At 62.2% G+C, this 13,090-nt stretch carries 10 protein-coding genes; 7 read left to right on the top strand and 3 right to left on the bottom strand.

All coding sequences use genetic code 11. From position 1 onward, the window contains the following. The first annotated feature begins 57 nt into the window (after positions 1-57). The 4 genes from lon (at position 58) to NFG58_RS10465 (ending at position 6,312) form a co-directional block, all read left to right on the top strand. Positions 58-2,466: an endopeptidase La gene (gene lon / locus NFG58_RS10480; RefSeq protein WP_045993750.1), complete on the top strand. Its 2,409-nt coding sequence runs from the start codon at positions 58-60 to the stop codon at positions 2,464-2,466. 177 nt (positions 2,467-2,643) lie between these two features. Beyond that, positions 2,644-2,916: a nucleoid-associated protein HU-beta gene (gene hupB, locus NFG58_RS10475; RefSeq protein ID WP_045993749.1), complete on the top strand. Its 273-nt coding sequence runs from the start codon at positions 2,644-2,646 to the stop codon at positions 2,914-2,916. A 193-nt stretch (positions 2,917-3,109) separates the two neighbouring features. Next, positions 3,110-4,930 carry a SurA N-terminal domain-containing protein gene (locus NFG58_RS10470; protein ID WP_045993748.1) on the top strand — a complete coding sequence of 607 codons (1,821 nt, stop codon included), beginning with the start codon at positions 3,110-3,112 and terminating at the stop codon, positions 4,928-4,930. A 320-nt stretch (positions 4,931-5,250) separates the two neighbouring features. After that, entirely contained in the window at positions 5,251-6,312 is a 1,062-nt protein-coding gene (locus tag NFG58_RS10465) for a GTP-binding protein (RefSeq protein WP_348826428.1), read from the top strand. A 62-nt stretch (positions 6,313-6,374) separates the two neighbouring features. On the opposite strand, the gene NFG58_RS10460 is transcribed toward NFG58_RS10465, so the two are convergent. Next, positions 6,375-7,157, bottom strand: coding sequence for a UDP-2,3-diacylglucosamine diphosphatase (locus NFG58_RS10460; RefSeq protein WP_348826427.1), 783 nt, complete (start codon positions 7,155-7,157; stop codon positions 6,375-6,377). A 58-nt stretch (positions 7,158-7,215) separates the two neighbouring features. Then, positions 7,216-7,716, bottom strand: coding sequence for a peptidylprolyl isomerase (locus tag NFG58_RS10455; protein WP_045993746.1), 501 nt, complete (start codon positions 7,714-7,716; stop codon positions 7,216-7,218). 172 nt (positions 7,717-7,888) lie between these two features. Between NFG58_RS10455 and NFG58_RS10450 the strand changes: the two genes are divergently transcribed. Then, positions 7,889-9,568 carry a glutamine--tRNA ligase/YqeY domain fusion protein gene (locus NFG58_RS10450; RefSeq protein WP_348826425.1) on the top strand — a complete coding sequence of 560 codons (1,680 nt, stop codon included), beginning with the start codon at positions 7,889-7,891 and terminating at the stop codon, positions 9,566-9,568. A gap of 1 nt (position 9,569) precedes the next feature. Continuing rightward, on the top strand, positions 9,570-10,955 hold the full coding sequence (gene cysS / locus NFG58_RS10445) for a cysteine--tRNA ligase (protein WP_348826423.1): 1,386 nt from the start codon (positions 9,570-9,572) through the stop codon (positions 10,953-10,955). 2 nt (positions 10,956-10,957) lie between these two features. On the opposite strand, the gene NFG58_RS10440 is transcribed toward cysS, so the two are convergent. Next, positions 10,958-12,097, bottom strand: a complete 1,140-nt coding sequence (locus tag NFG58_RS10440; RefSeq protein ID WP_348826421.1) for a DUF1853 family protein — start codon at positions 12,095-12,097, stop codon at positions 10,958-10,960. Between the two features lie 87 nt (positions 12,098-12,184). On the opposite strand from NFG58_RS10440, the gene NFG58_RS10435 reads away from it, so the two are divergent. Then, positions 12,185-13,087, top strand: coding sequence for an ABC transporter substrate-binding protein (locus NFG58_RS10435; RefSeq protein ID WP_045993742.1), 903 nt, complete (start codon positions 12,185-12,187; stop codon positions 13,085-13,087). Positions 13,088-13,090: the final 3 nt, after the last annotated feature.

The following is a 13,090-nucleotide window of genomic DNA, read 5'->3' as shown; positions in this document are numbered from 1 at the left end:
CTCGGGGCTGCCCCCATCCCCTTAGGTTTCACCCGCTAAGTTTGAGGAACGTCTGCGATGCAGCAGAACGCCGAACAGACTATGAGTCTGCCCCTTTTGCCACTGCGTGACGTGGTGGTATACCCGCAGATGGTCATCCCCTTGTTTGTCGGCAGAGAGAAGTCGATTCAAGCGCTGGAAGCCGCCATGGCGGATGACAAGCGGGTCTTGCTGGTCGCCCAGCGTGAGGCGAGCAAGGATGATCCCGATGACGAAGATCTGTTCGCCATCGGCACGGTAGCCGAGATCATGCAGCTGCTGAAGCTCCCGGACGGTACCGTCAAGGTACTGATCGAGGGGGAGTCTCGCGCCGATATCGGTGAGATCTCGGTAGCCGAAGAGGGTTACTCCACGGCCCAGGTGATACTGCGTTCCAGCGAGCCCCTGAGCGAGCGTGAGCAGGAGTCGTTGGTGCGGGTGCTGCTAAACCAGTTCGAGCAGTACGTCAAGATGTCGAAGAAGGTGCCCAACGAGGTACTGAATTCGCTGTCCGGGATCGAGGATCCCAGCCGCCTGGTGGATACGATCTGCGCCCATCTGTCGCTGAAGATCGGCGACAAGCAGGAATTGCTCGAGATGGATCGGGTCCGCGATCGTATCGAGCACCTGATGGCGCTGATCGAAGCCGAGATCGACCTGCTGCAGGTAGAGAAGCGCATTCGCTCCAGGGTCAAGGACCAGATGGAGAAGTCCCAGCGCGAGTACTACCTCAACGAGCAGATGAAGGCCATCCAGAAGGAGATGGGAGAGCTCGAGAACGCGCCAAACGAGGCCGACAAGTACGAGCAGGCCATCAAGGACTCCGGGATGCCCAAGGAGGCCGCCGACAAGGCCAACCAGGAGCTCGGCAAGTTGCGCATGATGTCACCTTCCTCGGCGGAGGCGACGGTGGTGCGCTCTTACCTCGACTGGCTGGTGTCGGTACCGTGGAAGAAACGTACCCGGGTCAAGCACGATCTGATCAATGCCCAGAAGGTGCTCGACGAGGACCACTATGGACTGGATGAGGTCAAGGAACGCATCCTCGAGTATCTGGCCGTGCACAAGCGGGTCAAGAAGCTCAAGGGGCCGGTGCTGTGTCTGGTGGGGCCTCCCGGCGTCGGCAAGACCTCGCTGGGCAAGTCCATCGCCCGGGCGACCAATCGCAAGTATGTGCGTCTGGCCCTCGGCGGCGTGCGTGATGAATCGGAAATCCGTGGGCATCGCCGGACCTATATCGGCTCTCTGCCCGGAAAGCCGATCCAGCGCATGGCCAAGGCGGGGGTGAAGAACCCGTTGTTCCTGCTTGACGAGGTCGACAAGGTCGGCATGGATCATCGAGGAGATCCTGCGTCTGCGCTGCTTGAGGTGCTGGACCCCGAACAGAACAATACCTTCAGTGACCACTACCTGGAGCTGGACTACGATCTGTCGGAAACCCTGTTCATCTGTACCGCCAACTCGATGAATATTCCGGGGCCGCTGCTGGACCGCATGGAGGTGATACGCCTCCCGGGTTACACCGAGGATGAGAAGCTGGCCATTGCCACGCGCTATCTGGTGCCCAAGCAGCTGGCCGCCAACGGCTTCAAGGAAGATGAGCTGAGCTTTGGTGAGGATGCGCTGCTGGAGCTGATTCGCTACTACACCCGCGAAGCCGGCGTTCGCGAGCTCGAGCGGCAGATCGCCAAGGTCAGTCGCAAGGTGTTGCGTGAGCGGCTCGAGAAGGAAGGCAAGGAAGGCGCCCTGGGCTCGCAGACGCTGGCGGCCGAGGATATCGAAGCCTACGCTGGCGTGCGGCGTTACAGCTACGGTCTGGCCGACCAGCAGGACCAGGTCGGTCGTGTGACCGGACTCGCCTGGACCTCGGTGGGAGGTGAGTTGCTCAATATCGAGTCGGTGGTGACGCCTGGCAAGGGGCGTCTCAACAAGACCGGTTCACTGGGTGACGTCATGAAGGAGTCGGTGAGTGCCGCCCAGACGGTGGTGCGGGCCCGCGCCGAGGCGCTGGGGATCGATCCCGAGCGGTTCGAGAAGGAAGACCTGCATATCCACGTGCCGGAGGGAGCCACCCCCAAGGACGGCCCCAGCGCGGGTATCGCCATGGTGACCGCCATGGTCTCGGCTTTCTGCAACCGTCCTGTGCGTTGCGACGTTGCGATGACCGGTGAAGTCAACCTGAGAGGCGAAGTCATGCCGATCGGTGGGCTCAAGGAGAAATTGCTGGCGGCCAGGCGCGGTGGTATAAAGACGGTGCTAATACCCGAGGAGAACCGTCGCGATCTCAAGGAGGTCCCTGAAAATATCAAGGATGCTCTGACGATCCATCCGGTTCGCTGGATTGATGAAGTGCTCGAGCTCGCTCTGTCACAAAAGGTGGATCAAAAAACCGACGATTCACTGTCGACAGAGTCGTCTGCGACACACTCAATGGTCAGCACACACTAGTGACGTTTTTTCCATGATCTTGGGTGTAGAATGCCGGGTTCATGCGGATTGGCAAGGAAGGTTGCTTGACAGGTCTTTTGCAGCATTGCTATAAATTATCGCCATGCTGCGATCGAGCCTGTCGGCAAGAAGTATCGCCGTTTCGAATTTTTTTCTGTAATAGTCAAGGGGTGAAGTGTGAACAAGTCCGAGCTGATTGATGCCATTGCCGCGTCTGCCGATATTCCGAAGGCCGCCGCTTCTCGCGCGCTGGATGCTATGGTGGAATCCGTGACCGAGAGCCTGAAGCAGGGCGACAGCGTTTCACTGGTTGGCTTTGGTACCTTCTCCGTCAAGGAGCGCGCTGCACGTACCGGCCGCAACCCGCAGACCGGTCAGCCGATCGAAATCAGTGCCGCCAAGGTGCCGAGCTTCAAGGCCGGCAAGGCTCTGAAGGATTCCGTCAACTAAGACGCGTGGTCTCGGCGGCACGTCGAGCATCGTCACGTTGACACGAGTCTGGCGGCCACCGCCTACGCCGGACTCGCCAAGGGCGCATCGCTATCGCGGTGCGCCTTTTTCATGAGTTTGGGGGAGGTCGCGCCAGGCCCTCGGGTGCGTATACTGGTGCGCGACGAATCCCCATCCTTTCGCAGAGGCATGCATGCTGCAGAGTATTCGCGACCGATCCCAGAGCTGGATCGCAAAGATCATCATTGGTGCCGTGATCGTCACCATGGCACTGTTTGGCGTGGAGTCGTTGATTGGTCTATTCGGACAATCCGGCGATGAGGTCGCCACGGTCAATGGTGAGCCCATCAATCGCCAGCAGGTCGAACTGAATGTCCAGCGCGCCATGCGCTCCAACCAGGTGCCGGCCGACCAGGAGCGCGCGCTTCGCGGCGAAGTGCTCGAAGGCTTGATCAGTGACCGCTTGATGATCGATTACGCCAAGAACGGCGGACTAGCGGTTTCGGACAATCAACTCGACCAGTTGATCGTCAGTCGCCCGGAGTTTCAGAATGCCGATGGCCAGTTCGACCAGGAGCTCTTCCGCAGCCGTCTTTCCAGCGTCGGCTATACGCCATTGTCCTTCCGCGAGCAGCTCAGTCGTGACGTCATGCGCGGCCACATCCAGCAAGGCCTGATCGCCAGCGACTTCACCTTGCCAGGTGAACGCGAGCGGCTTGCCGAGTTGCAGCGCCAGACACGTAGTTTCCGCTACCACCGACTGACCGAGGCGGACCTCGAGGCGCCTGTCGAGGTGTCTCAGGCGGAAATGACAGCCTACTACAACGAGCATCAGCAGGAATTCCTGCGGCCGGAGCAGGTCAAGCTCGGTTACATCGTGCTCGATCAGGAGGCCATGGCCGCCGATATCGAGGTGAGCGAGGAGGACCTGCGCGAAGCCTGGGAAGCCCAGGCAGAGAACGCCGATCGTCAGATATCACACATCATGGTGACCTTCGGCGACGAGCGCAGCAGAGACGAGGCCGAGGCCCGTATCGAAGCCATCAAGGCGCGACTGGCCGATGGCGACGCTTTCGACGATCTGGCGGCCGAGTTCTCCGATGACACATCCACCAGCGACGACGGTGGCGATCTTGGGGTGATCACCCGGGGTATCTTCGGCGAGGCCTTTGAAGAGGCCGCCTTTGCCCTCGACGAGGGCCAGGTCTCCGAGGCGGTCGAGACCGATAACGGACTGCACCTGATCAAGGTGACCGAGATCGATCGTGCGGACTTTGCCTCCGAGCGTGACCGTCTGCGTGATCAGCTTGCTCAGGCACAGGTGCGCGACGCCTTCAATGACAAGGCCCAGCAGTTGATCGACGAGAGCTTCGCTGCCGACGATCTTCAGAGTGTGGCAGACGACCTTGGACTCGAGCGTCAGACCAGTGATTGGGTCGGTCGTGAAGGCGCTGAAGGCGTACTGGCCGAACCTGGCGTGATGGACCAGGCCTTCAGCGATGAGGTGCTTGGAGAGGGCTTCAACAGCGAGGTCATCGAGCTGGATGGCTCACGGCGTCTGGTGCTGCGGGTGCTCGATCACCGTGACGCGGCGACGCTCCCGCTGGAGCAGGTGAAGGACCAGGTCGAAGCGGCGGTGCGTCAGGCCAAGACCCGCGACGCCTTGATCGAGCTTGCCGAAGAGCGAGTGTCGCAGCTGCAGGGGGGCCAGTCGCTGGACATCGATTGGCAGCGTGCTGACAACATCAGCCGTCAGGACGCGCCCAGCGTACCCGATGCAGTGCTGACCACCGCGTTCAAGCTGCCGCATCCTGAAGAGGGCCAGGTGGTTTACGGCCGGGCGGTCGATGGCGCCGATGTCAGTCTTATTGCCCTGGAGAGCATTGGCCAGGGTGAGGGTAACCAGCAGATGGAGCAGTTTGTCGCCAGCATGGCCGAGCGGCTGCGTGCCCAGGCGGTGCTGGATGGCCTGTTGACCCATCTACGCGATACCGGCGAGATCGAGCGTTACTAGCCAACTCGTCTAGCCAGCGCGGAGAGGGGCCGCACGCGTGTCGCGGTCCCCCTGCTGTCGAAAAGGAGCGCCATCTGGCGCTCCTTTTCGTTGGCGCCGGCCTGTGAAGTCCTGTTGGAACGATTGTTGGAGCGATGTTTCGGGTATTGCGTGCCTGCTCGATGGTTCTTTTTATACCGTTATCGTGCGTTCTAGTGAAGCGCATACGGCGTTCAGGGTATAGCGTCGCACAAGGCCTCTGCATAGGCTGTTTATTTTTATACCGTTATCTTATTGGTCGTCATCTGCTGCCAATCTTCTAGCCGGAGCCAAGAACCGTCATGCAACCACTGGCCAGCATCCCCACCCATGTCATCACCGGATTTCTCGGCAGCGGCAAGAGCCAGTTGATCCGCCATTGGATCGATCGCAAACCCGTTGGTGAGCGGTGGGCAATCCTGATCAATGAATTTGGTCAGGTGGGCATCGACCAAGCGATAGTCGGGGAGCGCGACGACGTCACCGTGCAGGGGGTGCCAGGAGGGTGTCTCTGCTGTCAGGTGGCGACGGTCTTCCGCTCGGTGCTGGTGCAGTTGCTGCGCCGCGAACGGCCAGATCGACTGCTGATCGAGCCCTCCGGGCTCGGCCACCCGGCCGGCCTGCTGGAGGTGCTGGGGGGCGGCGATCTTGCCCAGGTGCTGGATCTCCGCCAGGTCATCACTGTGCTCGATGCACGCCGTCTCGATGATCCCAGAGTCACTAACCACTCCACCTTTATCGATCAGCTGGCAGTGGCCGATGGATGGGTGCTGTCCATGCAGGACCTGCTCGAGGACGAGCATCGCCAAGGGGTCGAGCGATGGCGCCAGGAGAGTGGCTTGGCACCATCCTGGATGGTGCCAAGCGGCGCGAAAGGGTTGCCGATCAGCCATCTGCTCGACTCCCCGGCGCGAGGCCGTCAGAACGTCCGTGGCGATGCTCAGAGTCTGCTGCTGCGTCGGCCTTCGCTGCATGCCGAGGCGATCGACTCGTCGCCAGGTACGCCAGAGGTCCCGGCGCCCATCGCCGGTGGTGCAGCAAGACAGAACGGACACGGTCTGGGGTATCGCTCCGCAAGCTGGCATTGGCACCGCGAGGAGTGCTTCGATCTCGCAGCGCTGGAGCAGTGGTGGAAGCAACTGCCATCTGGCGTGCGGGTGAAAGGGGTCATGCGAACCGGCCGGGGCTGGCGCACCTTCCCGCTTACGTCCGTTCCCGGCAAAGAGGCTCAGGCGTCCTGGCGCAAGGATTCGCGGCTCGAGATGATCTGGCCAGAGGATATGGAACTCGATATCGATGGCCTGGAGCGGGCGCTCGAGCAGTGTCGACGTCGGCCGTCGGGTGAGGCGGGGCCGGACGCCTGAGCGTCCGGCGTGTCATCGATGCCCGAAGGCCCAGGGCGGGCAGGGCGTCGATAAAGGCTGCGTCAGAAGGAAAAGCGGTTGAGTGATGGGGCCTCGCCGTCTTCGATGCGCACCTCCCAGCCCTGATCGCGGGTCCAGTCGCCGACCACGATACGTTGCGCCGACACGGGATCGCCCTGAGGACCGGCAAGGCTCAAGTCATGCACGGCGGGACGATGGGTATGACCGTGAATCAGCCTGCGAACCCCGTGGGCCTGCATCACGTCGACGACTTCCTCGGGGGTGACGTCCATGATGTCAGCGGCCTTGGTGCTGTTGGCCTCGCCGGACTGCTGACGCAACTGGCTTGCCAAGGCCAGACGCTCCGGGATCGGCATGGCAAGGACTCCTGCCTGCCACTGCGGGTCACGGGCCTTGGCGCGAAACGCCATGTAGGCTTCGTCGCTGGTGCACAGGCTGTCACCGTGCATCACCAGGGTAGGCTCACCGCCAAGGTCAAGTCGTTGTGGTTCGTCGAGCAGGGTGGCGCCGGCCCGCTGGGCGAAGCTTTCGCCCAGCAGGAAGTCGCGGTTGCCGTGCATCAGGAAAAGTCGCATGCCGGCGTCGCTGGCAGCCTTGAGGCGTTCGGCCACCTGGCAGGCCAGAGCCGCGTGGCCAGACGGATCCGCGGCGCCGAGATCCATCAGGTCGTCGCCGATCCAGGCGTCGAAGATGTCACCGATCAGGTAAAGATCGGTGCCTTCGGCGGTGTTGCGCTCGAGGTAGTCGAAGAATCCCTGGGTGATCTGCGGCGCCTCGGGATGCAGGTGCAGGTCAGCGATCAACAGAGTGGTCATGGTGTTCATGGTCTCCTGAACGCAGCACGCCCGCAGTGCGGGCGTGCTCGGTGGAAAGACAGGAGGATCAGGCGTCGTCCTTGACGTAGGCGCGCTGGATGATCACGTCCTCGGCAGGGACGTCGGCGTGCATGCCGCGTCGGGTGGTGGCCACGTCCTTGATCCGGTTGACCACGTCCATGCCGTCGACCACACGACCGAAGACACAGTAGCCCCAGCCCTGCATGTTCTTGCCGGTATGATTGAGGAAGTCGTTGTCGGCCACATTGATGAAGAACTGGGCGGTGGCGGAGTGAGGGTCCTGGGTCCGCGCCATGGCCAGGGTGCCGGTGGCGTTCTTGAGGCCATTGTCCGCTTCGTTCTCGATGGGGTCACGCGTGGGCTTCTGCTCGAAGTTGCTGTCGAAGCCGCCGCCCTGGACCATGAAGCCGTCGATCACGCGATGGAAAAGGGTGCCATCGTAGAAGCCATCGCGGACGTACTGCTCGAAGTTGGCCGCGGTCTTTGGCGCCTCTTCATGGTTGAGTTCGATCGAGATGTCGCCAAAATTGGTCTGCAGAATGATCATGGAGTGGTCCTGTAGCGTTTACAGCGCCTCTTGGCGCCTTTCTCGTTCTCGGCCCGGCTTGGCGCCGGGCCCTGGCGTGACGCTATAATAGCCGTTTTGCTTCGCAGCGCGAAGCCGGGGGCGGATCTGTGCCCTTCAAAGCCCTTACTTCACCAGAGGTTGATTCATCAACATGACCACCGAGACCAGCAACGCGCCGAATTTCATTCGCAATCAGATTCGCGAGGAAATCGAGGCCGGACGGTCACAGAAGATCGTGACGCGATTCCCCCCCGAGCCGAATGGCTTCTTGCACATCGGGCACGCCAAGTCGATCTGTCTCAACTTCGGACTCGCGGAGCAGTTCGGTGGTGACTGCCATCTTCGCTTCGATGACACCAACCCCGCCAAGGAAGAGCAGGCCTACATCGACGCCATCAAGGAAGACGTGCACTGGCTGGGCTTCCAGTGGGCGGGCGACATTCGTTTCGCCTCCGACTACTTCGACCAGCTCTACGCCTGGGCGCAGCATCTGGTGAAGGAAGGCAAGGCCTATGTCGATGATCTGTCTCCGGACGAGATTCGCGAATACCGCGGTACCCTGACCGAAGCCGGTCGCCCCAGTCCCTACCGCGACCGCAGCGCAGAGGAGAACCTCGATCTGCTCGAGCGCATGCGCCAGGGGGAATTTGCCGAAGGCGAAAAGGTGCTGCGCGCGAAGATCGACATGGATTCGCCCAACATCAACCTGCGCGACCCGATCCTGTATCGCATTCGGCATGCCAGCCACCACCAGACCGGCGACAAGTGGAAGATCTATCCGTCCTACGACTTCACCCACGGCCAGTCTGACGCCATCGAAGGGATTACCCACTCGGTCTGCACCCTGGAGTTCGAGGACCACAGGCCGCTCTACGAATGGTTTCTGGAGCAGCTGCCGGTGCCGGCCAAGCCCCGGCAGATCGAGTTTGCGCGCCTGAATCTGAACTATACCCTGACCTCCAAGCGCAAGCTCAAGCTGCTGGTCGACAACGGCATCGTCGATGGCTGGGATGATCCGCGCATGCCTACCATCTCCGGGATGCGTCGGCGCGGTTATACACCGGCGTCGATTCGCAAGTTCTGCGAGATGATCGGTGTGACCCGGGCCGACGGCGGTCTGGTGGACATCGCCATGCTGACCCATGCCATCCGCTCCGACCTCGAGGACAATGCACCTCGTGCCATGTGCGTGCTGAAGCCGCTCAAGGTGGTATTGACCAATGTCGACGCCGACCACGAAGAGGTCTACGAGGTGGCGGGACACCCGGCCCGTGACGACATGCCGGTGCGCCGTATCCCCTTTACCCGAGAGCTGTGGATCGACCGCGACGATTTCATGGAAGAGCCGCCGAAGAAGTTCTTCCGTCTGGCCCCGGGCAAGGAGGTTCGCCTGCGCAACAGCTACGTGATCCGTTGTGACGAGGTGGTCAAGGACGAGGCGGGCGAGATCCAGGAGCTGCGTTGCAGTGTGGACTTCGACACCCTGGGCAAGAACCCGGAAGGGCGCAAGGTGAAAGGGGTCATCCACTGGGTCAGTGCCAGCCACGGGGTGCCGATCGAGGTGCGGCTCTACGACAATCTGTTCCTGGTCGAGCAGCCGGACAAGGACAAGGACGCCGATTTCCTCGAGCACCTGAACCCCGAGTCGCTGGTGACCGTCCAGGGTGTCGGCGAGCCGAGCCTGGCCGATGCCGGCAACGAGGATCGCTACCAGTTCGAGCGTGTCGGCTACTTCTGTGCCGACCGCTACGCCAGCCGCCCCGATCACCTGGTGTTCAATCGCACGGTCGGTCTCAAGGACACCTGGGCCAAGATGCAGAAGAAGGGCTGACATGCAGATCTACAACACGCTGAGCCGCACCAAGGAAGAGTTCACGCCCATCGAGCCGGGCAAGGTACGCATGTACGTCTGTGGCATGACGGTGTATGACTTCTGCCACCTGGGACATGCCCGGGTCATGGTCGCCTTCGACGTCATCAGCCGCTATCTGCGCCATCGTGGCTATGACGTCACCTACGTGCGCAACATCACCGATATCGACGACAAGATCCTGCGTCGCGCCGAAGAGAACGGCGAGAGCATCGGTGAACTGACCGAGCGCATGATCGACGCCATGCACGAGGATGAAGGTCGGCTGTTTGTCCAGCGTCCGGACCAGGAGCCCAGGGCCACCGGCCACGTGGCCGAGATCATCGCCATGATCGAGGTGCTGATCGCCAAGGGCTTTGCCTACGCGCCGGGTAACGGCGATGTCTACTATCGCGTGCGCAAGTTCGAAGGCTACGGCAAGCTCAATAATCGTAACCTCGACGATATGCGCTCCGGCGCCCGCGTCGAGGTCGACGAGCACAAGGAAGATCCGCTGGACTTCGTGCTGTGGAAGGGCGCCAAGCCGGGTGAGGCCAGCTGGGCCTCTCCCTGGGGCGAGGGGCGTCCGGGTTGGCATATCGAATGTTCGGCAATGTCCACCTGCTGCCTGGGCAACACCTTCGACATCCACGGTGGAGGTCCGGACCTGACCTTCCCGCACCACGAGAACGAGATCGCCCAGAGCGAGGCGGCCACAGGCGAGCGCTACGTCAATACCTGGATGCACGCCGGAGCGGTGCGGGTCGACAGCGAAAAGATGTCGAAGTCCCTGGGCAACTTCTTCACCATTCGCGAGGTGCTGGAGCACCACGATCCAGAGGTGGTGCGGTATCTGCTGGTGGCAAGCCACTATCGCAGTGCCATCAACTACGCCCCGGAGGCGCTTGGCGAGGCACGCAAGTCACTCGAGCGCTTCTACACCGCGCTTGATGGCGTCGCGCTGCCGGCGGAAATCGAAGTGGGGCCGGGCGACTACGCCGCCCGCTTCAGCGCCGCCATGGACGATGACTTCAACACGCCGGAGGCCCTGTCGGTGCTGTTCGAACTGGTACGCGAGCTCAATCGTGCGCGCAAGGAAGGCAGCGATGACGTTCCTGCCCTGGCGCTCGAGCTCAAGCGTCTGGGCGGTATCCTGGGCTTGTTGACCCAGGAGCCGGCCGCCTTCCTCAAGGGTGGTTCGGTAGCGCTGTCCGAAGACGAGATCAATGCGCGTATCGCGGCGCGGGCGGAGGCCAAGAAGGCCAGGCAGTTCGCCGAAGCGGACCGCATCCGCGACGAGCTCGCCGCCCTGGGGATCGTGCTCAAGGACTCCCGCGAAGGTACCACCTGGGTGGTCGACAAGGGCTGAGTTCAGCCCGTAGTCGCCTGTCGCTTGTGCACCGCACGGGGCGGCAGGGGGACCTGTCGGGGCCAGTCGTCGCCGACCACGAAGATGCGCCGTCCGCATGCCGCGGGCGGCGCATTTTTCATGTCCTGGGTGGCAGGCTCATCGGCATCCTGGCCAAGGACCCATGAGCCATCCAGCGGCGGGTCCAGTGCCTCTCGCTCGAAGCGCAGGGGGTCCTCGGTCAGCATCACCTGTACCGGTGTCGCATAGGTGGCGAAATGTGCCGCCAGCGCCCGTGTCAGGTCGTCACGGCTGCTCCAGTGTCGCGGTTGTGGCGGGGCCAGCCAATGGGGTTTCGCCAGGCAGGTACCGAAGCGCATGTTCTCGAACTGTCGGCACAGGGCCGACCAGTCGCGCCAGTGACACCAGAGCCCCTGTAGCGCCGAATCCGGCACGCCGCGGGGTAGCGCCATGGGACAGTGCCAGGGTTGAAACAACACCCCGGGCATCGCCAGGTGGGCCTCGATTCCGTGTTGCAGTGACGCCAGGGGAGCCTCTTTGATCGTGTTGGCGGGGCTGTCATTCAGGCCCAGAAGCAAAAGCTCTCGGGCGCGCTGGCTCTGCAGCAGGGGCAGTTGATGATGCAACAGATGGCTGACCTTCAGCGCCAGGCTGTCCAGCCCCCCGGGGCCTATCCAGCGACAGGTATCGCCCGAGTCCCCCGGACCGCAGGGGAGGCCGAGAAAGAACTTGATCGCCACTTCCAGGTGTTGAAGGCGCCCATCGGCGTTGCGGTAGAGCAGGTCCAGTTCGCCCAGGGTCCGCTTTTCTTCTCGAATAGGCACATTGTGAGCCAGCAACTCGGTAGCCGGTGCCGTAGAGAGCAAAAATTGCCAAAGAAACTCGTGATATTGTCCAAGCCGGGTGGTGGCGGTGCGCCCCACCATCGCCTCAAGTGAGCTCGGGTCGGCGTCGATGGCCGCCAGATAGGCGTGTCGGTGCTCCGGCTCGCCCAGCCCGAGCTGGGTCAGACTCGGACGCCCGGGCCAGTCGGTGTCGATCAGGTCGGGAGCCGTCATCAGCCATGCCAGATCACGCACCATGGGATGGTTGGGTACTGCGCCGAGCTGGACGGCGGTGGTTGCGCCTTGGCATGAGGTCATGATGGACTCACGTTGGTGAAACGTTCAGCAGGCTTGGCCTTGCCTCCTTATACTCAGCATACACACACAAGGAATTGGGTGAGATATATGAAACGTCCCCTGGTGTTAGCCGTGATGGTCGCCTCTGCCCTGGCGGGGCAGGTTCAAGCACAGGACCCGCTGGTGGTGTCCTCCAAGATCGATACCGAGGGCTCCGTGCTGGGTCAGATGATCCTGCAGCGCCTGGAAGCGGCAGGGCTCGAGGTCGAGGATCGGCTTCAGCTTGGCGGCACCAGCATCGTGCGCGAGGCCTTGATCAACGGCGAGATCGATATCTATCCGGAATACACCGGCAACGGTGCCTTCTTCCACGACATGACCGACAGCCCGGTGTGGCATGACGCGGACAAGGCCTATGAAACGGTGAAGAGCAAGGACGCCGAGCAGGGGCTGGTATGGCTCGAGCCGGCCTCGGCCAACAATACCTACGCCATCAGCGTGCGCGGAGATGTCGCCCGTGACAACGGGCTCGAGACCCTGGAAGACATGGCTGACTTCATCAACCAGGGGGGCGAATACAAGCTCGCGGCCAGTACCGATTTCGTCGAGTCCGCCTTTGCCTTGCCGGCGTTCGAGGAGGCTTACGGCTTCTCTCTGGACGATGACGACCTGCTGGTACTCTCCGGGGGCAACACCGCCGCGACCATGCGCGCCGCGGCCCAGCAGACCAGCGGCGTGAATTCTGCGATGACCTACGGCACCGATGGTGGCCTGCAGGCGCTGGACCTCACCGTGATGACCGACACCAAGGGTGTTCAGCCGGTCTATCAGCCGGCTCCCGTCGTGCGCAAGGAGGTGCTCGAGGCTCACCCCGAGATCGAAGAGGCTCTGGCGCCGGTGTTCCAGTCGCTGGATCTGGAGACCCTGCAGCGTCTCAACGGTGACGTGGCGGTGAACGGTCTGGACCCGGCGAAGGTGGCCGCCGACTACCTGTCGACTCTCGAGGACTGAGCC

The sequence above is a fragment of the Halomonas sp. RT37 genome (assembly GCF_040070525.1).
Classification (GTDB): Bacteria; Pseudomonadota; Gammaproteobacteria; order Pseudomonadales; family Halomonadaceae; genus Halomonas; species Halomonas litopenaei.
This window is presented reverse-complemented; position numbering and strand designations above follow the sequence as displayed.

Coding starts and splice junctions, on each gene's coding strand:
- NFG58_RS10460 (WP_348826427.1), bottom strand. CDS start 7,157: ATGAACACCATGACCACTCTGTTGATCGCTGACCTGCACCTGCATCCC.
- lon (WP_045993750.1), top strand. CDS start 58: ATGCAGCAGAACGCCGAACAGACTATGAGTCTGCCCCTTTTGCCACTG.
- NFG58_RS10465 (WP_348826428.1), top strand. CDS start 5,251: ATGCAACCACTGGCCAGCATCCCCACCCATGTCATCACCGGATTTCTC.
- cysS (WP_348826423.1), top strand. CDS start 9,570: ATGCAGATCTACAACACGCTGAGCCGCACCAAGGAAGAGTTCACGCCC.
- NFG58_RS10470 (WP_045993748.1), top strand. CDS start 3,110: ATGCTGCAGAGTATTCGCGACCGATCCCAGAGCTGGATCGCAAAGATC.
- NFG58_RS10450 (WP_348826425.1), top strand. CDS start 7,889: ATGACCACCGAGACCAGCAACGCGCCGAATTTCATTCGCAATCAGATT.
- NFG58_RS10435 (WP_045993742.1), top strand. CDS start 12,185: ATGAAACGTCCCCTGGTGTTAGCCGTGATGGTCGCCTCTGCCCTGGCG.
- NFG58_RS10440 (WP_348826421.1), bottom strand. CDS start 12,097: ATGACCTCATGCCAAGGCGCAACCACCGCCGTCCAGCTCGGCGCAGTA.
- NFG58_RS10455 (WP_045993746.1), bottom strand. CDS start 7,716: ATGATCATTCTGCAGACCAATTTTGGCGACATCTCGATCGAACTCAAC.